Raw genomic sequence first — 20,145 nt, forward strand, 5'->3', positions numbered from 1 at the left:
GTTAAAATGTGCGGGCTATTTTCTATTTCAATGTATTCTTCATCATCGTTAATAAGGTTTGAACATCTTCTGGTTTAGTGTCACCAGTAGCCGGATCAATAATAGAACTGTACACATGAGGGATAATTTTCTTTACTCCTGCGTCTACAGCAATTTGCACGATTTCTTCAAAGTTGGTTAAATCAATCCCACCCGTTGGTTCTAAGTAAAAATCATATTCCGCACAGGCTTTAGCAACCGCTTGATATTCTTCCTTGTGAGCCAAGCCCTTCATTGGGAAGTACTTAATTGAACTGCCTCCCATATCTTTTAACAGCTGAATAGCGGTCTCAATCGGTACCTCACCACTTGGCGCCTGTGAACTTAAAGGGCCTGTTGCAATATTGACATAACCAACCTTACCAGTTGGTGAAACCAATCCATTGATTACCGTATCTTTTTGTCCCAAAAGTGCCCGAGAAGTTCCTACTCCAGTAAACACTTGGTTGACGTGCTGTGGTTGCAACACCGCTGAGATACGAGAAACCATTTGACTTTGGTTAGGATCACCAGCGCCTAAGCCAACAGACAACGCGTTATCTGTTGCATCCTGATATTTTTTCATATCCTCGATCGCTGCTTCATCGGTAGCATAATTCTTAGAAAGCACTCCTAAGATCACGTGTCCTTCAGCCGCTTCATAACACTCTTTTGCATTTTCTACTGAATTTGCTAAAACATTTAAGCAAATTCGTTCTTCTAAATAGTTTGGGATCAATGACATGTTTTATTCCTCTTCCATAATTTCTTTTAATCGTTGAACGATAGCATCCATTTCTAGCTGATTGACTGAACGAATATCAAATTCGATGATGCCATTATTGGCTTGATATTCTCGAGTATAGATCGCCGGATCAGACATTTTAAGCTCATTAATAACCTGTTTAGCTGTCTTCTTACCTTCGACCTTCAAGCTAGCTCGATAGATATCACGTCCAGCGCCATCCTGAACAACCGCAGCCTGCAACCCAGATAACTGATTAACCGCCTCAATGAATGGCGCTAAACGTTCTTTCATGCTGCTGCCGGATTCGCTGCCGTTACTTAGGTAGTCCTCTACAGCCTGAGTAAATCCTAGAATATTATCTTTACCGATTTTCATTGCTCGGCCGATTCCTTTGCTTTGCAGCCGAACCCATTCTACATACTGACTTTTCCCAATAACTAGCCCTGCACTCGGTCCTTCAATCGCCTTAGCGCCAGAGTAAATGACTAAATCAGCACCTGCTTCGATGTATTGAAACAGATCCTCTTCAGCTGCTGCATCTACGATCAAAGGGAGCTGATGACGATGAGCCGTCTCGGCTGCCTCTTTTACTGTCAGCATGCTTTTTTGAACAGTATGATGACTCTTGATGTAAAGAATTGCTGCTGTTCTTTCGGTAATCATCATTTCGATGTGTTCTGGTGTACACATATTGGCATAGCCAGCTTCAACCAACTGACCGCCACCTAAATCAACCATTGTTTCTACTGGTGTTCCATAATCAACATTGTGCCCTTTTGGTAAAATGATTTCTCGTTTCAGCACACGATCAGTGTAGGGGTGATACACATGGTACATATCCCCTTTTCCAATAACTGCTGCTACTGACTGAGCAATTCCTGCTGAAGCGGAAGAAACAATCTGAGTGTCCTCTACCTTAAGTAAACTAGCTAAATATTTCCCGGTTTGAACGGCCAGCTCGCTCATTTCGAAAAAATGTTCTCCTCCAAAACGCTGTGCTGCCATTACCGATTCTGAAACCTTTGATACACCAAGAATTGTCATTCGACCAGAAGCATTAATTACTTGCTTCAGGTTGAATTTATCATAGCTGATTGTCATAGCTTACGCCTCCAATAATTGTCTGCACTGGAATAATTTGCTGCTTCGCCTGACGAAGATTACCATTAGAATCCACTAATTCTTTTTCTTCATCCACCAGCTTAAAGATAGTAAAATCCGCATCAGCTCCTGGTTCAATCCGACCTTTTTGCAACAAATGATACTGATCAGCTGCTGCTTTAGTGATTTTCTCAATAATCATTGGCCATGAATAACCCACGGTATGCAGTTTTTCTAAAGTAGTTGCTAAGTCAAAAACAGGACCGTTCGTACGATTGCGAATATAAATATCAGTACTGATTGTATTAGCCAGCATGTTTGCTTTAAAAGCCGTCTCAGCAACAGTGAAATTAAAGCTGTCGGTGCCATGACCAATATCAAACAAGACGCCATCACGGTAAGCTTGCCAAACAAATTCTTTAATTTTTCCAGTTGTTGCATCCATTATACCGTTAGGCTTGCCATTGAAACAATGAGTAAGAATATCACCTTTGCTCATAACATCCAAGATTTCATCTAATTCAGGCGGTGCAGACCCTATATGCACCATTAAAGGAAGCTGTTGATTCTCGGCTTGAATTTCTTTAGCCAGTTTCAATGGCGTTATTCCATTATCACCGATAACTGTTTTACTCATGCGGGCTTTGATACCGATAATGAAATCTGGAAGCTCAGCGATTACTTGCTTCACTAAATCCGCTTGAACCTTCGTTAAGTCAGCCAGTTCATCTTGCTCCACAATGCCAAACTTAGAAATATTCAACAAAGCATAAACATTGGTTTTGGCTTCTTTGGCTAGTTCGTAAAAACGAGCGATGTTTTCTGCTCCAGTTGTTCCAGCATCAACGACCGTTGTCACTCCTTTTTCAACGCCAATCTGGTCTGGATAATCGTAATACAAATTCATTTCTTGATAACAATGAACATGACTGTCAATCCAGCCTGCCGAGAAGTAATTTCCATTTAAATCAATTACCTCTCGCCCATCGGCCTGAATAGTTTCCGCTACTTCGATTATTTTACCCTCTGCAAAAACAACTTCGCAGGATTCTCCTGTAATCAAACGCCCATTTTTCAATACTACTTCCGACATTGATTTTCCTCTTTTCCTATTGTTCCAAGGTTACTGGGAATAAAGCACCTAGAATCATCGCACCTAGAATCGCGCCACCAGCAATCGGTTTTTTCCATTTGTAGAAGATAATCGCGCCAATCGTTGAACCAATCCCAATTGGAATAGAAGCAGAAGCAGCACTCAAAATGATTAGCGGTCCCAAGAAACGACCAGACTGATTACCAGCCCCCATCATAATATCTGCCCCAAAGGTTGAATTAGATTGATTAATCGTAAACTTACGAATCAAAATAATGATTCCGCCTACTATTAATCCCAGTGCTGCACCGGTTAAAAGTGCCAGCGGGAAGCTCTTAATCGGTGCATCAATTCCCATCGACAGGAAGATGGCTGGAATACCAATACCTAGTCCCGTTAAAATCGAACCACCCAAGTCCAAGATTCCGACTAGTGAACCTTCCAGAATTCTGGCAAATAGGAAACTAGCACCGAATGCGGCTGCCGCTCCATAAGAACCACCATCTAATCCGGCTTTTAGCATTGCAACGATTGACACTTCATTAAATGCCCCCACACCATACTCAACATACATATGCGTCCCTGTAAATACAGCGGAAGACATTAGCCCTACTAAAATTGGAAAGGCCCAATCACCAAACCAAAAACTTTTCTTTTTCTGTTCTTCTGTTAGTCCTGTAAATTCCATTTTTTAAAAGCCCCCTATTCTACTGTAAAGACATCATGTAAGTTGTTTAACCAGTTTGGCGCATCCAAACGGAAGCTTTCCAGCATTTGCAAGTCGAAACCGCGGAAGAAGCCGCTGAATACAAAGAGCAAAATTGCTGCTGTTAAGATAACCTTAGTGATTCTAGTCCAGCCTTGTTCGTCCACACCTTTACCAACTAAGATCCCCAAAACAACACCTGGTACCGCATTCCCCATAATCATCTGTGCAATAGCTCCAAATAATGTTCCCCAAAATCCAGAACGTTTGCCTGCATCAATCGCAGCCAACCAGAATAACACTGGCATTACGATGTTAATCAAAGTAGTTGCTGCCGGTACTAATACTGCTACAGCTGTTACCTGCAATGCTTCTGGAATTGCTGCCGCGGTTGTGTTTAAGAAAGCAACTAACAGCATTCCGATAATTGCACCAGAAATTCCCATCTTTTTAGGGTTGTGCATGGTTTCTTCTACATTTTTGTTTTTAACTAGTAATGCGGCGGTTGCCCAGTTAGGAATAACTCGATGAGTAACATCCTGTGTGAAGGCTCCTGCTCCTACTGCTGATGCCCAGGCATTGAAGAAAAATCCTAGCCCAAAAGAAAAGTGTGAAGCCGGATCGCCTTCACAGGCATTCATTTCCCCTAACGTTCGAAAGGCACCTAATCCTTGAGTACTTGGCGCATGAAACATTCTTGCTGCTCCTGCACCAGCAGCAAAGCCTAACAAACCACCGATAACTAATGATTTCAATAAAATAATTACAAATTCCACTTCGTCTCACCCTCTTACACTTTTTTTGATAAAAATGGTACATTCACTGCATCTGGCGCTGCTTGTTTGACCGTTTCAAAGGGAACCGAAGCCATGTCAATCATCAACAGCTCCACTTCAACGTTCAATTTAACACTATAATTTACTCGTTCTCTGGGAAAGAAGAAAAACAAGAAGCGCTCCGTATATTGTTGCTCTTCAGCAGCAAGTACAGTGACCGACTTAGGCTCAATTCTCAAAATCACGTCTGAGGTTCCTTTGAGCACTTGCTTTTGTACTTGATTTAAGGCATCTGAAAAGGCTGCTGCTTTTGTTTCTCCTCGTCCGTTAACGGTAATCATTTGTTGCTTTTTCTCTGTCGTGTTCACTGTACTTGCTCCTTTTTTATTCTCCGTATTTTTTAATGTAGGCTTCTGTTAACCGTTTGCCTAATTCTTCTTGGTCCATAAAACCAAAGCCTAAAACAGTGTTGCCATCTTCAATAGCAGTTACGCCTTCTTCGATTGAACGCATACCGTGACGTTCAGTGTAACCATACTTAGTAGCCGCTGTTAATGCCCCTGCTCCACCGCTTCCACAAAATGAAATACCCAAATCAGCATTTTCCTGCTGCATTACATCACCTAAACGCATATCCGCACCCATACCTGGAACAACAACTGCTCTACCTCCAGCTGCTTCTACTCCTTTTGCCACGTTTTGTCCTTTACCTAATCGATCTGCAATCACTACTGTAATCATTTTGCTTCCTCCTCGTTTTGTTTTGCACTTTCAAAGTGAATAGATAATACATAGATTTCGTCTTTTGGTAATTCGCCAACTTTTTTAACTACTAGCTGAGAAATCAGCATTGCTTCCTCTGAAACTTCTGAAAACATCGCTGGATCAACTTCTAAAATTGCCCGTTTTTCTTTTTCTCGAATAACCATTTCACTTAAATGATTAATCAAAATGGTCCATTGAAGATCTGTTGGATAAATTTGCTTGTCTTCCAGCAAGTGTGCTGTATAGTCAACAACCTCCTGCAGCTCCTTTTTATAAGGATTACTTTGCAGAATTTTTTGGCTTTCTTCAGTTAATTGCATTTCGGTCCTCCTTTCTATCTGTTGTCGACATAATTAAACAGTGCAGTTAATTCTGCCTCATTAACAGCTAAATCATTTTCAGAAAATAATTGTTCTGCTTGCTTGAATAGCGTTTGATTCAATAAAAGAATATCAGGATTTACATTGCCTTCCAGTTGGTATTGATGTTTAAACATGATTCGATGAACCATTAAAAAGACATGCAATAAGAAGGCCTCTTCAGTTTCGCGCTTCAACAGTTTGCCAAAGATTTTTTTCAATCCCTCATAAATGACGTACCCTTTTAAAATTACTTCTCTGGATAACTCTTCCGAACTTAACTCAGGAATCCGTGAGACCGGATTGGAAAGTGTTCGTTTTTCTCCCAGTGTTTGTCGTGTAAACCGTTTGATGTTTTGAATATCCTCTTTTGAAGGAATTGCATTTACCTTAATCGTTGGGCAATTCAAATCCTCCATTGGAAAAATACTGATAACTAAATCTGGCTTGTATTTTTTGATGACGCTAGCTGCATTTAGTACCGAAGCAAAACATACAATCTCGACATTAGGGATCTCCTCTTCCATCTTTTGCTGAATCAGATTAGTTACTCCTAATCCTGTGGAACAGACATACACAACTCGAGCAACTCCTTGCTCAAATTTTTCCTTTTCAAAATAAACTAAGAAGTGCAGCGCAATATAAGCAATGAAAGAGTCATTAATCAGTTGTTTTGTGGCCGGCATCTGAGCACAGGCCTTTTCAATAGCCGTAAATAACTGTGGATGCAAAGACTTAATATCTTCAACAAAGGGATTATACTCATTAGGATAAAGATGCCGTTTGCCTAGTCGTAGAGATAAATGGGCAAATAAATTGGTTACTAATTGCGCATCATCGCTAAAGGATACCTTCAATTCTTCTGAGATACTGTGAACCAGTTGAATTGTCAGCTTCAAAATATCTTCTTGATCATTTTCTTTGGCACGATCGCTGCAAATATACTCATACTCATCTTTGAACAGCGGCAAGTCATAAACACTGAAAACTGCGTGCATCAACATCATGGGTATATCCTGCTTTTTTAACAATTCTTGTGCATTGCTCATCATAGTAAATGTACCGATTGAATGGTTTAGCTGTAGGCGGCAAACGGAAATCGCCACTCTAAAGGTAATCGCTAACAATTCAGCATAATCAAACTCGTTGGTAACTATTGGGTCTAACAACTGCGCGGTTTGTTGGACAACTACTTGGTACACTTCGTAAAAAGGTAATCCTTTTCCAATGTGAATTGGCTGTTTAGGCTGATCATGGTTAGTTAATCTGTTCATGATTTGATAGATATCGTATTCTGTAAGGTTGTGATGCAAAAGATAATCCATCAATGAACGACAATTCTCTTCCGAACCAGTTAACCAAATCCCTTGTCCGCTTTGTCGTTTCAGCTCTAGCTGATAGGAAGCAATAAACAGCTCTACCTTTTCTAAATCAGTAACGACAGTATTTTTTGAAACACCTAACCAGTCGGCTAATTGGTTAGTTGTCGTAGCCTCTTCGGTAAACAACAGCATTAATGCGATTTGTTCTACCCGCAATTTCTGATCAGGAAAAATCTCAAAACGTTCCTCTTCCAATAACTCGTTTTTTAAAGTTAGCCGTTGAGTTTTGGTTAATTCAAACCATAGGCCTTTACTTCGTTGAGCATGAAGTATAATCTCTCGATCATTCAACCAGAGACGAATATTGTCCAAATCATATTTAATTGTGCGCACGCTTACTTGAAAATATTCGGCTAGTTCCTTCGTAGTTAAACTATCTTCATTTTCCAGCAGCCGTAGTAAAACTTTAATTTCTCTTTTTGATAATTGCATCCTGCTTTAGCTCCTTACATGTGTAACTATAAGTTCATATAGAAAGTCGTGCAATACAAACCTATTGCACTTTGGTAAGTGCAATGACCTTCCTTTTAATTAAAAAAAACTGACCAAAAGTATCGTTTTTAATGAAATAGATTGACGAAAACCCTATTAAAACAACTATCAACAAATGATTAATTTCACTAAGTTGTCCTCACCTAATTTACTACTTGCACTAACGAAATGGGAAGTTCATTTTATTTATTTTTTGAAAAATTATAGAAAAAAAGCAATCAAGAAACTGTCCTACTCACAAAAAGTTCAATCTTTTCGCGAGTTTTTGCGTTTCTCGACTGCATTTATTTCCACTTATATTTTGTTAATTATTTGATAAAACCTGACTGGTAACAGCTAAGAACCGTTCTAAAAAGGCAAGACTGTCCACTGATAATCCAACGGTTGCCATTTTTACCGGATTGTTTAAAGCAGTCAGTTCTCCAATCGTTCTGCCGACAGAGGGGCCTGCTGTTTCAACAGTCAAGTTAATTGGCAAGACCTGCGTCAATATAGCAGGATTTAAAGCAACTTCTACTGCTAGAGGGTCGTGCAAGGCACCACCAAATTCTTTTTCACTGTATTCATTTGTATAATAGTAAGAGGTCATTTCAGCAATAGCCTGCGCCGCTTTCGTCGGAATATTTGACCATTGTTCGATATCTCTTTGTGTAATCATAGTCTGAAGGGTTACATCCAGCCCCACCATCGTGAAGGGCACACCACTGTTGAAAACAAATTTTGCTGCTAAGGGATCGTTTAAAATATTCGCTTCAGCAAATGGAGTCAAGTTGCCCGGAACAGTTAGAGCCCCAGCCATCATAACAATATGACCAACTTTGCTTATGGCCTCAGTATCCTTTTTGATTGCTTCAGCTAGATTAGTAAGAGGACCAGCTGTGACAATCGTCAAATCGTTGCCATAAGTTTTGGCAGCTCGCAAAAAGAAGTCAACCGCTGATTCTGTGTTTCTTGTCTCCTTGCTTTCAGGAAGCTTAACATTTCCAACACCATTGAAGCCATGCACCCGATGTAGATCATCTGTTGTTTGGTATTCGGTTGCTCCCCAAGGAAAAGCAGCTCCTTCAAAAACTGGTATATGTTGGCTATTTAACAATGACAATAAATTTAAAGTATTCGATGTAGCTTGTTCTATTGTTACATTTCCAAAGGTTGTAGTTACTCCAATTACTTCTGCTTCTGGATGTCCTAATGCATAAGTTAATGCTAAAGCATCATCGATTCCCGTATCTAAATCTAAAATTAATTTCAAGCTGGTTCCCCCTCATCGTTTAAAAAGACCATCTCTTAATTGAATGAGATGGTCGTAAATTTTACATCTTGTTTGGCGCATGAACACCTAACAAACGCAAATCTTCTTTTAGTATAGTTGTCACTGCATAAACCAACGCTAAACGAGCTTCTTTTTGTTCATCCTCTACTAAAATTTTAGTATGAGCATAATACTTATTGAATGCTTGCGCCAATCTCAATGAATGCTTAGCAATAACAGAAGGTTCATATTGCTCCGCTGCTTGAGATACTATATCAGGGAAAGCTTGTAATAGTTTGATAATCTCCCAGCTATCTGCATCATTTAAGCTATACGACACCGTTGTACTTGGAGTAAATTCAGCTTTGTCCAAAATCGTCATTGCTCTTGCATGAGTGTATTGAACATACGGCCCAGTTTCTCCTTCAAAACGAACCACTTCATCCAATTCAAAATCAAAATTGTTTAAGCGGTCATTTTTCAAATCATGGAAAATAACGGCTCCTACACCTACTTGGCGAGCGACTTCCTCTTTGTTTGGCAAATCTGGATTTTTCTCAACAATTTGTGCCAACGCTGATTCCGTTGCCTCATTCAATACTTCCTCTAGTAAAATGATTTTACCTTTACGAGTAGAAAGCTTTTTACCGCCTTGTGTAATCAATCCAAATGGAATATGCTTCATGTCATCAGACCAGTCAAAGCCCATTTCCTTTAAGACAGCCTTCAACTGTTTAAAGTGAATGCTTTGTTCATTTCCTACAACATATAATGATTTCACAAAATTGTAAGTTCGTTTACGATAAATTGCTGCTGCTAAATCCCGCGTAATATATAAGGTTGCACCATCTGATTTTTTAATCAAAGCTGGATTTAAGTCGTAGTTAGTCAGATCAACAATTTCGGCACCCTGATCTTCTTTTAGTAAATGCTTTTCTTCCAGCATAGTGACCACTTCATCCATTTTATCATTGTAGAAGGCTTCACCATTGTAAGAATCGAAGCGAACTTCCAACATGTCGTAGATCTTGTTAAATTCTTTTAAAGACTCGCTGCGGAACCATTTCCACAACTCGACTGCTTCCTCGTCATTTTCTTCTAATTTTTTGAACCAAGCTCGCGCTTCGTCTTCTAATGTTGCATCATTTTCTGCTTCTTCGTGGAATTGAACATACAAACGTAACAATTCACTGATTGGTTCAGCCTTTACCTTTTCTTCTGATCCCCATTTTTTATAAGCTACAATCAATTTACCAAACTGAGTACCCCAATCGCCTAAATGGTTAATTTTTATTGGTTGATAACCAACCTTACTTAAAATTAAACTGATAGAATTTCCAATGACCGTTGATCTTAAATGGCCCATTGAAATAGGCTTTGCAATATTTGGTGATGACATGTCAATAGTTACATTTCCATTATTGCCAATAGTACTAGATCCAAATTGACTGCCCGCTTCAATAATTTCTTTTAGTACATCACCTGAAACGGCCTCTTTCTTCATAAAGAAATTTAAATAAGGTCCGACTACCTCAACCTTTTCAAAATGTTCTGGACTAATTTTTTCAGCCAAATCCGCAGCAATCTGCTGTGGTGCTTTGCGATAGATTTTAGCCAAAGAAAAAGCTGGAAAAGCTACATCCCCATGATCTGCCGATTTAGGATTTTCTAATAAACGTGCCACATCTTCTTGTGTTAAATCCTCTTTGACTACTTCGTAAACTGCCTGTGCTACGATCTCTTTGTTGTTCATCCTATTTCCTCCTTAAGCATAAAAAAAGTCCCTGATGAAGCTTCCTTCATCAGAGACGAGATTTTCCCGCGGTACCACTCTTTTTGTCTTTACGACCTGCTTTACTATAACGGTAGCTGCCGTTTCATCTCCAAAGTGCGCCATCTATCGTAGTTTACCTGGCTCACACCTGCCCAGACTCGCTAAAAAACTGCCTAATAGACTTCTCTTTTTCATCGATGAAATCATTTATCTGGCTTTCATAGTACCAGATAGCAGCAAGAAGTCAAGACTAAACTGCAGGGATGAAAAGATTTCCTAAAGTTGCAGCCATTACCGCTTTGATTGTATGCATACGATTTTCCGCCTGCTCAAATTGATGAGCATAAGCTGCTCGGAAAACTTCATCAGTCACTTCCATTTCTGCAAGGCCATAATTTTCCTTAATTTCCTGAGCAACTTCTGTTTCTATATCATGGAAGGCGGGCAGACAATGTAAAAAGATCGTTTCATCCTTACCCGTTTTGTCTACCATCGCTTGATTAACTTGATAAGGCAGCAGCAGCTCGATACGTTTTTTAAATTCTGCTTCTTCCCCCATCGATACCCAAACATCAGTATAAAGAACATCTGCTCCTTTTACACCTGCATCAATATCAGCAGTAATTAAAATTTTGGCCCCTGACTCCGTCGCATAACTTTGTGCTAGGTCAACTAATTTAGATTCAGGAAAAAGCTCTTCCGGAGTTACTATGTGCGTGTTAACACCTAAGATTGCTCCAGTAATCAACAAGGAATTCGCCACGTTGTTCCGTCCATCACCAACATAGGCTAGTGTAAGACCTTCTAATTTACCAAATTGTTCTTTCACAGTTAAGAAATCAGCCAGCATTTGGGTGGGATGCCATTGATCAGTCAGGCCATTCCAAACTGGGACACCTGAAAATTCGGCCAATGCCTCTACCGCTTCTTGTGAAAAGCCACGATATTCGATTCCATCAAACATACTACCCAATACCTTAGCTGTATCTTCTACCGATTCTTTTTTACCTAATTGAATATCGTTTTTGCCTAAATATTCAGGATGTGCACCTAGATCAATTGCTGCTGTCGTAAAAGCAGCTCGTGTTCTAGTAGAAGTCTTCTCAAATAGTAACGCGATATTTTTCCCTTCCAAATAACGATGGCTTATGTTTTGCTTTTTCATTGACTTTAAATGCGCCGCAAAATCAATCAAGTATAGTAATTCCTCTTTTGTAAAATCCTTTTCTTTTAAAAAGCTCTTCCCTTGAAATACTGAATTCATCCTGTTCCTCCTTTTGCATATTTAAACGTTATATGTGAAATATACTTATTTTTATACATAATACCGGATAATTCTAAAAATAGCAATGCCTCTTTTCAATCTTCTGATTTTCCTCTATTATAAGAGGGTGCATTTAAAATCGGGCTTTTGCTCGGACTGGTTCGGAAACTTCCCAGAATAAAAAACTAAGAATCTCAACAAAGGAGGTAGGAAAAAATGCAACAAGTAATTATTGATTGCGACCCAGGGATCGATGACGCCCTAGCTTTAGAATATGCAATCAAGTCAACAGAATTAGATGTCTTAGCTATCACTGTTGTTGCCGGAAATGCTCCAGTGGATATTGGCGTAGACAATGCTTTCAAAGTACTAGAGCGTTGTGACCGTTTAGATATTCCGGTTTATCGTGGCTCTGAGGCACCCCTTAAAAGGTCTTACGTGTCTGCACAAGATACCCATGGCATGGATGGATTAGGCGAAAGTGGTATTAACCGACAATCCACGGTTCAACCACAAGAAAAAACTGCTGAAACATTCTTAGCCGATTTTTTTGCTAAAAAACGTACAGTCGGTGTTTTAGCTTTGGGACCCTTAACTAACATTGCTTACGCTATACAGCTTAATCCTAAGCTAGGTCAAAATATTCAGCGCTTTGTTACCATGGGCGGCACTTACAAAAGCCACGGAAATTGTTCACCAGTTGCAGAATATAATTACTGGTGTGATCCCGATTCAGCCAAGTTAGTCTATGAAAGCCTAGGCAAAATAATTGAAATGGTTGGATTAGATGTAACACGGGAGATCGTTTTTAATCCCACAATCTTAGAATATTGTCGCCGCATCAATCCAGATACCTATGACTATTTACGAAAGATTACTAAGTTCTATTTTGATTTTCATTGGCAATATGAGCACTTGTTAGGTTGTGTCATCAACGATCCGTTGGCAGTCGCTTATTATATTTCTCCAGAAATTTGCGATGGCTTTGAAAGCTATACAACTGTGGATACTGAAGGCATCAGTGTGGGTCAGACTCTAGTAGATCGTTACAACTTTTGGAAAAACAAACCAAATTCTAAAGTTTTAGAAACTGTTGATACTAAAAAATTTTTCACTCAGTTTTTAACCGTCCTTTTAGATGCACCAGAAGCAATAATTGCTTCTGATCTAAACCTATTAAAGTTAGGATGAGACGAATGAAAAAGCAAGCTCCGCGTTTAACAATTATCGCTTTAGCAATCGCTTTAAATATCGTATTAGGAAATTTAGCACTTTTCCTACGCTTACCAATTTATCTAGATACAGTGGGTACTATTTTGGCCGCAACCATCTTAGGACCCGTGGCTGGCATTATTACCGGTCTGTGCAGTGCCTTATTCACTGGCATAACTTCTGATTTGTTTTCTCTGTATTTTTCTCCTGTTCAACTATGTATTGGTTTGATGTCTGGGATTTTGCTTCATAATAAAAGAACCAGCTGGTCATTGCCATTGAAGGCTTTGTTAATTACACTGCCCGGAACATTGATAGCTGCTTTGATTACTGTCCTTCTTTTTGGCGGAATTACCTCTTCAGGCTCTAGTTTACTGGTTCAAGTGATTCATGGACTAGGAGTTAATCAAACCTTGAGTGTTTTTTTGGTTCAAATCGGTACGGATTATTTGGACAAATTATTAGCAGTTAGCTTAGTGATTAGTGCAGTAAAAGCTCTGCCACGTTACCGGAAAATTGTTTCTTAAATAAAAAGCTGGTACCTTCATCCATTTTAGATAAAGGTACCAGTTTTTTTATTAAATGTGTTGAAAAGCTAAACTTGGAACAGCATTTAAGTCCATTTCGGCCACGTGCTGTTTTTTCAATTCTACATGTGCTGCAGCTCCAATCATTGCTGCATTATCTCCACATAATTTCAATGCTGGGATAACCAAATCAATCCCTGGTAATTCCTCAGCCAAAGCTTGAGTCATCCCTTCACGCAAGCCTTGATTAGCAGCTACTCCGCCAGCAATCACCAATTGTTTGACTGGATAGGTTTGACAAGCACGGATGGTTTTGGCTACCAGCACTTCCACTACACTAGCTTGGAAGCTGGCTGCTAAATTAGCAATATCTAAAACTTCGCCACGCTGTTCAGCATTATGTACCAGGTTGATAAACGCACTTTTCAATCCACTAAAGCTAAAATCAAAATTATCTTCTTTCAGCATCGCTCGGGGAAATTTATAAGTATCTTCACCTTGATGAGCCAACTGATCCAGTTCTTTGCCGCTAGGATAGGAAAGTCCCAAGACCCGACCGACTTTATCATAAGCTTCGCCTGCTGCATCATCCCGGGTCTCACCAATAATTTCGTACGAACCGTCTTCAACCATATAGACTAATTCAGTATGCCCGCCACTGACCAATAAAGCCATCAAAGGAAATTCCAATGGTTGAACTAACCGAGCAGCGTAAATATGTCCTGCCATATGGTTTACTGGAATTAGCGGTAACCCATGAGCCCATGCAAAAGCTTTTGCTGCACTTAAGCCAATTAGAAGTGCACCAACCAGGCCTGGGCCATAAGTTACTGCTACAGCCTGCAACCGATCCGGGGAAATTCCCGCCTCCTCAAGTGCTTCATCTAAGCAAAGAGTAATTTGTTCAACATGATGGCGGCTAGCCACCTCTGGAACCACTCCGCCAAAGCGGCGATGGCTGTTAATTTGTGAAGCAACAATATTTGATAGTACAATTTCACCATTTTGGATCACAGCCACACTTGTTTCATCACAGCTGCTTTCAATAGCTAATATATATTCATTCTTATCCGTAGGTGTTCCCTGCCTTCCATTTCATAATAAGTGCATTTTCTTCTGGTGAATGATAATAATTTTTCCTTTCACCGATTACTTGGAAATGCATTTTTTCATAAAGACAACGTGCAGCCAAATTGGAAGCCCGCACCTCTAAAAATATCTGTTGAATCTTTTCGATATCCGCATGCTCAAAAAGCTGATTAAACAATTTTTCAGCTAGTCCCTGCCGTTTGTAATCAGGCAACGTTGCGATATTGGTAATTTCGATTTCATCTAGTACCTGATGAAATCCTAAAAAAGCAATAGGTGTAGAGTTTCCCTCCAACAAATAATGACTATGCGTTTGCTGCAGATCCGTTAGAAACTCCGTGACGGTCCAAGGAGAACTGCCACCATACGCAGCAGCATTAATTTGCCACAACTGCTGTGATAATTGGTTTAAATCAAGGTTATTGCTCATTTTTCTTCCTTTAAATGCTTGACCATTTCTAATGCGTCTTCATTATTTTCGATATAGTAATTTCTTCGGATCTTATGTCCTTCAAAACCTAAGCGACGATACAAACGCTGAGCATCTTTATTACTAATGCGTACTTCCAAAGACATCGTGATACAGCCTTTTATTATAGCGAACTGTTCCACTTCGTCAATCAAAAAGGTTCCTAAACCCTTGCCTTGAAATACTCGCTTGGTAGCCACATTGGTAATATGGGCATCGTTCCCAACTAAACGAGCCCCGATAAAAGACACTAGTTCTTCCTGATAGGTTAAACAAACATATAAATGAGGAATCGGCGAATGTATTTCTGCCAAAAAAGCACTCTTAGTCCAAGGCACTTCACCTAAATAAACGTCCTTTTCCAATGCAATCAATTCTTTAATGTCATAATCAGCAATACTTCGCAGCAGATACTCTTGCTCCTTTATGTTGACCGTACGAGCCACAAAAGGCTGCTGCTTACGTTTCACCACCGTGCGGATCAGGCCGCTAAATTTTTTCAACATAATTCTCGTCCCCTGGCTGATGCGTTTGCAGCCACTTCTCCTCCGCTTCTACCCGCTTCAAATACGCTGGGACAAAACCTTGAACATCTGCTATCGGTTCAGCATAGCTGCCCAGTTGTCCTAACGTAACACCGTTGGGAAGATTTATTCGGTCATCTACTTTAATTTCAGCAGTAGGAAGTGCTGCTCGAATCTGTTCTGCAAACTTTTCAGTTTCACCAACAAAAATTGCAGTCTCCTTGATTTCACTCAATAAACTTTCTAATGCTATATGTTGATCACTGATAATCGTATTTAGTTGCCCGTTTTCCCATTGGTAAACGCCAGTATATACATTATTCCTGCGAGCATCCATAATTGGAACAATCAAACGAGAATCGTTTGTATTAGCAGCCAATGATTTTAAGCTGGAAACACCAACTAGTTCTATGTCTAAAGTATTAGCTAATGTTTTAGCAGTTGTCACCGCAATCCGAATTCCTGTATAAGAACCTGGTCCTTGAGCTACGACAATACGATCCAAATCCTTTGGTGTCAAACCACTCACTTTCATCACGTGTTCAATGGCTGGCATCAAAGTTAAGCTGTGATTCATCTTGCGGTTCAGCTGAAATTCTGCAATTGTTTGCTGATTTTCTAAAACTGCCACAGCTAAAGTTTGATTCGACGTATCGAATGCTAAGATTTTCATATTAATTGATTCCCCGCTTTCAGATAGCCACATTTTACCATAAAAACTTTTTTCAATATAGCTGTACCTTATTTATTTAAAGAATCGCTTGTTTTCTAACCATTTTTCTTCTTCGGAAACTAATTCGTTTAAAATTGCTTGTTTTAACCTTTTAATTCAGTAAATCAATTTGCATAATCTCTTTATTTGAAAATAGTACTAATAAGAACAATTTTCTATTCACATAAACAGAATACTTTTTAGAAAATAAACATCTTATATCTTCTCGTATTTTCAATAGTAAAAAGAAACCCAAGAATTGCTTTTCTTAGCAAAATTCTCAGGCTTCCTTTTCTATTGAGTTGACTCTCGCAGAACCAGCTTCGTTCCCAGCATAATTTTTCTTGGTACTGGTGCACATTCTTTGGCTAATTCCAAAAGGGTGGATACAGCTAACTCACCCATCCACTCAGTTTCTACTTTCACTGTCGACAGCTTCGGTGAAACATATTTCGCTACACTGATATCGTTAAAGCCAATAATCGAAATCTCTTCTGGAATATTCATTCCGGCTGCTTGAATTGCCTGCATAGCACCTATAGCCAAAGCATCACTAGAGGCAAACAGAGCTGTAGGCAACTTGGATTCTTGTTGCAAAAAAGTTGTTACAGCTGCTTTTCCAGCTTCAACACTAAACTCAGCCTGCAATACGTATTCCTTTTTGTAAAGCTTTAACTGCCGCATTTTTTGTTCAAAAGCTGCTAAACGCGGATCAGGAATTGGTTGATGGTTTTGCTTCGTATGCTCAATTCCAGCTAAAATTCCGATATTCTCATGACCTTTTGCCACAAAATGATCGATAACTGAATCCACACTTTGACTGAAATCGACTACCAAAGAATCAAAACCTTCAGAGGTAGCATCGAAATCAACAAACAATAGGTTTTCATCTACCTCACGAATTTGCTTTATCTGTTCCGTATCAAACTTTCCTAAAGCAATCGTACCTGCCGTTTTCAATGCTGTCAATTCTGTTAATGATTCACGCTTCACTTGAATATTCAATTCTTCGGCTCGTTTTTCAATACCTAAACGGATTGCTAAATAGTATAAATCTGCCAGCTCTTCCTCAGCATCGTACCATTGCACTAAACGTAAAATTGTTGTTTCAGTCTTACTATTTTTTTTGTGTTTCGTATAATTCAATTCTTCGGCAGCTTGAAAAATTTTGTGCTTAGTCTCCAAACCAACAGATATTTGCGGATCATAATTAAGCACTCGAGAAACCGTCGCTGGAGAAACGCCGGCTAATTCCGCTATGTCGCGAATGGTTGCCATCACATCTCCTCCTGATTATAATCCAGCAGTAAAACGAGCAAAAGCTGCTTGTCCTGCCTTATCTCGTTTAAACACCCCTGCATCTTCCAAAACACGCGCAAATACTTTCCCAATCGACTGCTGCAAAATTTCTTCTGCATTTGCAGCAGTAACTGCATAATCAGCCTTAATCGCATCCGCCCATTCTTTATGATATGCCTGCATCTCATTTGGTTGATCCAGCAAATATTTTTCAACCTCTTGCATTTCCTCTTTCAAGCGTGGAGGTAAAACTGCCAGTCCCATTACTTCAATTAAACCAATATTCTCTTTCTTAATATGCTGAACATCAGGATGAGGATGGAAAATCCCATCAGGAAATGCTTCAGAGACATTGTTATCTCTCAAAACTAAGTCTAACTCAAAAAAGTCTCCCTTACGTCGAGCAATTGGTGTAATAGTATGATGAGGTGTCCCATCTGCAGAAAATGCTACAACATCTACACTTTTATCCGTATATTGTTTCCAAGATTCAAAAATATATTCAGCAGCATCGACTAAATCCTTCGATTGCGTACTTTGTAAACGAATCACTGACATCGGCCATTTTACAATTCCTGCAGAAACAGAAGGAAATAATTTCAGTTCAATTTCTTTTTCTACCGGGGCAACTGCCATCGGAAAGGTGTGACGTCCGCCTTGATAATGGTCATGAGATAATATAGAGCCTCCTACAATCGGTAGGTCAGCATTAGAACCAACAAAATAGTGTGGCAATACTTCTGTAATCTTCAACAAACGAGCAAAGGTTTCCCGTGTAATCTTCATTGGACGATGCTCTTCAGATAAAACAATACAATGTTCATTATAATAAGCATAGGGTGAATACTGCAGCCCCCAGCTTTCGCCATCTAAATTCATTCGAATAATTCGATGATTGGTTCTTGCTGGATAGTTCAATCTGCCTTTATACCCTTCATTCTCCATGCATAAAAGACATTTCGGATAGTCTACTTGAACCGCTTCGCGTTCGGCAGCAATTTGTTTGGGATCCTTTTCTGGTTTGGAAAGATTTATAGTTATTTCTAATGTTCCATACTCAGTTTCCGCTGGAAAGACGATATTTTTTGCAATATCCTTTGTCTTGATATAATTATTTGTTTGACTTAATTGGAAGAAGTAGTCGGTAGCTTCCTCAGGTTTTTTCGCATAATATTGTGCGAAATAGGCATTTACTACTGAAGGCGGTGGAGTCAGTAAATCCATAAGCTGTGCTTCCAACATATCTTTTTCACCAGAAAGATCACCAATCACTTGGTTTTTTACTGCCTGTTCTACCAATAGCTGGACTAAATCAGCTGCAGTAATCTCAACTGGATGAACCTCAGCTGCCTCTAGACCATCTTCACCAATTAAACCAATTACTTGATTTTCCAAGTAAACGCGATCCATATCCATCCAGCCTCCTGAATGAATCGCTAGACTGACAAAGTCTCTAACTATCTGACTGATCCCCATTGTTCTTCCCCCCTAGTCTTCATATCCACTTGGATGACTAACATGCCAATTCCAGGCAGTTTGAATGATCTCCTTAATATCTGTATATTCCGGTTGCCAGCCAAGAACATTTTTAGCCTTCTCACTTGAAGCTACTAAAGTACTAGGGTCTCCAGCACGACGAGGACCAATTTTTGCTGGGATGTCTTTTTGGGTCACTTCACGAGCAGCATCCAGCATTTCTTTAACCGAATAGCCGTTATTGGAACCCAAATTGAAAACATTACTATCATTTCCTGCCTTTAAATACTCTAGCGCTAAAATATGAGCCATGGCTAAATCTTCTACTTGAACATAATCACGGATACATGTGCCATCTGGTGTATTATAATCGTCACCAAAGATAGTCAACTGTTCTCTTTGACCAAGCGCAACCTGCAAAATAATTGGAACTAAATGGGTTTCAGGATCATGATCTTCTCCAATCGAAGCGTCACTTTTAGCACCAGCTACGTTAAAATAGCGCAATGCTACATAGCGCATGCCATAAGCATTGTCACACCAGTGCATCATTTTTTCCATCATTAGTTTACTTTCGCCATAAGGATTTTTCGGATTTGTCGGAGTATCTTCACTGATAGGTGAAACTTCTGGTTCACCATAGGTTGCCGCAGTAGAAGAAAAAACAATGTTTTTCACTTTGAATTCTTCCATAACCTCCAGCAGCATTTCCATCCCGACAACATTATTATTAAAATACTTCAACGGTTTTTCTACCGATTCACCAACCAATGAACTGGCCGCAAAATGGACTACACCTTCAATTGTTTCTTTTTCAAAGACTTCTCGCATAAAGGCTTGATCGCGACAGTCTCCTTCATAAAAAACTGCTTCTGGATGAACCGCATCACGGTGACCCGTCAACAAATTATCTACTACTACTACTGAATATCTTTGATTAATTAACCGATCAACCGTGTGCGACCCAATATATCCTGCCCCACCTAAAACTAAGATTGACATATCTCCACTCCTTCAAAATATTTACTAAATAAATTATAAAATATTTACTAAACAAACGCAAGAGATTTTGCCAATGAATTAGACTCTTTTGACTGATAGTAAAAT

The 20,145-nt window shown here is 39.5% G+C and carries 21 protein-coding genes and 1 riboswitch; of the genes, 2 read left to right on the forward strand and 19 right to left on the reverse strand.

Annotated features, from left to right (window positions below; all coding sequences use genetic code 11):
- Positions 1 to 22: 22 nt before the first annotated feature.
- The 12 genes from dagF to argF all read right to left on the reverse strand — a co-directional run bounded on the left by dagF (position 23) and on the right by argF (position 11,730).
- Positions 23 to 763: a 2-dehydro-3-deoxy-phosphogluconate aldolase gene (dagF, locus tag I588_RS14330; protein ID WP_010759470.1), complete on the reverse strand. Its 741-nt coding sequence runs from the start codon at positions 761 to 763 to the stop codon at positions 23 to 25.
- Positions 764 to 766: 3 nt separating this feature from the next.
- Positions 767 to 1,867, reverse strand: coding sequence for a DgaE family pyridoxal phosphate-dependent ammonia lyase (locus tag I588_RS14335; protein ID WP_010759471.1), 1,101 nt, complete (start codon positions 1,865 to 1,867; stop codon positions 767 to 769).
- Positions 1,851 to 2,960, reverse strand: coding sequence for an amidohydrolase/deacetylase family metallohydrolase (locus I588_RS14340; RefSeq protein WP_010759472.1), 1,110 nt, complete (start codon positions 2,958 to 2,960; stop codon positions 1,851 to 1,853). Before I588_RS14340 ends, I588_RS14335 begins: the two co-directional genes overlap by 17 nt.
- Positions 2,961 to 2,976: 16 nt before the next feature.
- Positions 2,977 to 3,648 carry a DUF4310 family protein gene (locus I588_RS14345; protein WP_010759473.1) on the reverse strand — a complete coding sequence of 224 codons (672 nt, stop codon included), beginning with the start codon at positions 3,646 to 3,648 and terminating at the stop codon, positions 2,977 to 2,979.
- Between the two features lie 14 nt (positions 3,649 to 3,662).
- On the reverse strand, positions 3,663 to 4,442 hold the full coding sequence (locus I588_RS14350) for a DUF4311 domain-containing protein (protein WP_010759474.1): 780 nt from the start codon (positions 4,440 to 4,442) through the stop codon (positions 3,663 to 3,665).
- A 14-nt stretch (positions 4,443 to 4,456) separates the two neighbouring features.
- Positions 4,457 to 4,810, reverse strand: coding sequence for a DUF4312 family protein (locus I588_RS14355; protein ID WP_010759475.1), 354 nt, complete (start codon positions 4,808 to 4,810; stop codon positions 4,457 to 4,459).
- A gap of 16 nt (positions 4,811 to 4,826) precedes the next feature.
- Positions 4,827 to 5,183 (reverse strand): glycine-rich SFCGS family protein, encoded by a 357-nt coding sequence (locus tag I588_RS14360; RefSeq protein ID WP_010759476.1) that lies wholly within the window; start codon positions 5,181 to 5,183, stop codon positions 4,827 to 4,829.
- Positions 5,180 to 5,527, reverse strand: coding sequence for a PRD domain-containing protein (locus I588_RS14365; protein WP_010759477.1), 348 nt, complete (start codon positions 5,525 to 5,527; stop codon positions 5,180 to 5,182). The genes I588_RS14360 and I588_RS14365 overlap by 4 nt, the downstream gene beginning before the upstream one ends.
- 14 nt (positions 5,528 to 5,541) lie before the next feature.
- On the reverse strand, positions 5,542 to 7,380 hold the full coding sequence (locus I588_RS14370; protein WP_010759478.1) for a BglG family transcription antiterminator: 1,839 nt from the start codon (positions 7,378 to 7,380) through the stop codon (positions 5,542 to 5,544).
- 364 nt (positions 7,381 to 7,744) lie between these two features.
- On the reverse strand, positions 7,745 to 8,692 hold the full coding sequence (locus I588_RS14375; RefSeq protein WP_010759479.1) for a nucleoside hydrolase: 948 nt from the start codon (positions 8,690 to 8,692) through the stop codon (positions 7,745 to 7,747).
- Positions 8,693 to 8,753: 61 nt separating this feature from the next.
- Positions 8,754 to 10,445, reverse strand: coding sequence for an arginine--tRNA ligase (gene argS / locus I588_RS14380; RefSeq protein ID WP_010759480.1), 1,692 nt, complete (start codon positions 10,443 to 10,445; stop codon positions 8,754 to 8,756).
- 271 nt (positions 10,446 to 10,716) lie between these two features.
- Complete coding sequence (gene argF / locus I588_RS14385; RefSeq protein WP_010759481.1) at positions 10,717 to 11,730, reverse strand: ornithine carbamoyltransferase; 1,014 nt, start codon at positions 11,728 to 11,730, stop codon at positions 10,717 to 10,719.
- A 150-nt stretch (positions 11,731 to 11,880) separates the two neighbouring features.
- Positions 11,881 to 11,925: riboswitch (PreQ1 riboswitch) on the forward strand.
- 21 nt (positions 11,926 to 11,946) lie between these two features.
- Here argF and I588_RS14390 point away from each other — a divergent pair.
- Together I588_RS14390 and I588_RS14395 are read left to right on the forward strand one after the other, a co-directional pair.
- On the forward strand, positions 11,947 to 12,921 hold the full coding sequence (locus I588_RS14390) for a nucleoside hydrolase (protein WP_010759482.1): 975 nt from the start codon (positions 11,947 to 11,949) through the stop codon (positions 12,919 to 12,921).
- Positions 12,922 to 12,926: 5 nt separating this feature from the next.
- Entirely contained in the window at positions 12,927 to 13,469 is a 543-nt protein-coding gene (locus I588_RS14395) for an ECF transporter S component (RefSeq protein ID WP_010759483.1), read from the forward strand.
- A 51-nt stretch (positions 13,470 to 13,520) separates the two neighbouring features.
- Here the strand turns inward: I588_RS14395 and tsaD are convergent, their stop codons facing one another.
- The 7 genes from tsaD to galE form a co-directional block, all read right to left on the reverse strand.
- A complete protein-coding gene (tsaD, locus tag I588_RS14400) occupies positions 13,521 to 14,525 on the reverse strand; it encodes a tRNA (adenosine(37)-N6)-threonylcarbamoyltransferase complex transferase subunit TsaD (protein ID WP_034694395.1) in 1,005 nt (334 codons plus the stop codon).
- Between the two features lie 10 nt (positions 14,526 to 14,535).
- Entirely contained in the window at positions 14,536 to 14,988 is a 453-nt protein-coding gene (rimI, locus tag I588_RS14405; protein ID WP_010759485.1) for a ribosomal protein S18-alanine N-acetyltransferase, read from the reverse strand.
- Positions 14,985 to 15,533: a ribosomal protein S18-alanine N-acetyltransferase gene (gene rimI / locus I588_RS14410; RefSeq protein ID WP_010759486.1), complete on the reverse strand. Its 549-nt coding sequence runs from the start codon at positions 15,531 to 15,533 to the stop codon at positions 14,985 to 14,987. The genes rimI (I588_RS14405) and rimI (I588_RS14410) overlap by 4 nt, the downstream gene beginning before the upstream one ends.
- Positions 15,517 to 16,224, reverse strand: a complete 708-nt coding sequence (gene tsaB / locus I588_RS14415) for a tRNA (adenosine(37)-N6)-threonylcarbamoyltransferase complex dimerization subunit type 1 TsaB (protein ID WP_010759487.1) — start codon at positions 16,222 to 16,224, stop codon at positions 15,517 to 15,519. The genes rimI (I588_RS14410) and tsaB overlap by 17 nt, the downstream gene beginning before the upstream one ends.
- 333 nt (positions 16,225 to 16,557) lie before the next feature.
- Positions 16,558 to 17,541 carry a substrate-binding domain-containing protein gene (locus tag I588_RS14420; RefSeq protein ID WP_010759488.1) on the reverse strand — a complete coding sequence of 328 codons (984 nt, stop codon included), beginning with the start codon at positions 17,539 to 17,541 and terminating at the stop codon, positions 16,558 to 16,560.
- A 15-nt stretch (positions 17,542 to 17,556) separates the two neighbouring features.
- Positions 17,557 to 19,038: a UDP-glucose--hexose-1-phosphate uridylyltransferase gene (gene galT, locus I588_RS14425; RefSeq protein ID WP_010759489.1), complete on the reverse strand. Its 1,482-nt coding sequence runs from the start codon at positions 19,036 to 19,038 to the stop codon at positions 17,557 to 17,559.
- A gap of 12 nt (positions 19,039 to 19,050) precedes the next feature.
- Complete coding sequence (galE, locus tag I588_RS14430) at positions 19,051 to 20,040, reverse strand: UDP-glucose 4-epimerase GalE (RefSeq protein WP_010759490.1); 990 nt, start codon at positions 20,038 to 20,040, stop codon at positions 19,051 to 19,053.
- Between the last annotated feature and the right edge of the window lie 105 nt (positions 20,041 to 20,145).

It is taken from the genome of Enterococcus pallens ATCC BAA-351 (assembly GCF_000407485.1).
Taxonomy (GTDB): Bacteria; Bacillota; Bacilli; order Lactobacillales; family Enterococcaceae; genus Enterococcus_A; species Enterococcus_A pallens.

Bases quoted from the DNA above. Each gene is read 5' to 3' on its own strand.
- galE (WP_010759490.1), bottom strand. From the start codon at position 20,040: ATGTCAATCTTAGTTTTAGGTGGGGCAGGATATATTGGGTCGCACACG.
- I588_RS14395 (WP_010759483.1), top strand. From the start codon at position 12,927: ATGAAAAAGCAAGCTCCGCGTTTAACAATTATCGCTTTAGCAATCGCT.
- rimI (WP_010759485.1), bottom strand. From the start codon at position 14,988: ATGAGCAATAACCTTGATTTAAACCAATTATCACAGCAGTTGTGGCAA.
- I588_RS14390 (WP_010759482.1), top strand. From the start codon at position 11,947: ATGCAACAAGTAATTATTGATTGCGACCCAGGGATCGATGACGCCCTA.
- tsaB (WP_010759487.1), bottom strand. From the start codon at position 16,224: ATGAAAATCTTAGCATTCGATACGTCGAATCAAACTTTAGCTGTGGCA.
- I588_RS14345 (WP_010759473.1), bottom strand. From the start codon at position 3,648: ATGGAATTTACAGGACTAACAGAAGAACAGAAAAAGAAAAGTTTTTGG.
- I588_RS14370 (WP_010759478.1), bottom strand. From the start codon at position 7,380: ATGCAATTATCAAAAAGAGAAATTAAAGTTTTACTACGGCTGCTGGAA.
- I588_RS14360 (WP_010759476.1), bottom strand. From the start codon at position 5,183: ATGATTACAGTAGTGATTGCAGATCGATTAGGTAAAGGACAAAACGTG.
- rimI (WP_010759486.1), bottom strand. From the start codon at position 15,533: ATGTTGAAAAAATTTAGCGGCCTGATCCGCACGGTGGTGAAACGTAAG.
- I588_RS14335 (WP_010759471.1), bottom strand. From the start codon at position 1,867: ATGACAATCAGCTATGATAAATTCAACCTGAAGCAAGTAATTAATGCT.
- argF (WP_010759481.1), bottom strand. From the start codon at position 11,730: ATGAATTCAGTATTTCAAGGGAAGAGCTTTTTAAAAGAAAAGGATTTT.
- argS (WP_010759480.1), bottom strand. From the start codon at position 10,445: ATGAACAACAAAGAGATCGTAGCACAGGCAGTTTACGAAGTAGTCAAA.
- I588_RS14420 (WP_010759488.1), bottom strand. From the start codon at position 17,541: ATGGCAACCATTCGCGACATAGCGGAATTAGCCGGCGTTTCTCCAGCG.
- I588_RS14340 (WP_010759472.1), bottom strand. From the start codon at position 2,960: ATGTCGGAAGTAGTATTGAAAAATGGGCGTTTGATTACAGGAGAATCC.
- galT (WP_010759489.1), bottom strand. From the start codon at position 19,038: ATGGGGATCAGTCAGATAGTTAGAGACTTTGTCAGTCTAGCGATTCAT.
- I588_RS14365 (WP_010759477.1), bottom strand. From the start codon at position 5,527: ATGCAATTAACTGAAGAAAGCCAAAAAATTCTGCAAAGTAATCCTTAT.
- dagF (WP_010759470.1), bottom strand. From the start codon at position 763: ATGTCATTGATCCCAAACTATTTAGAAGAACGAATTTGCTTAAATGTT.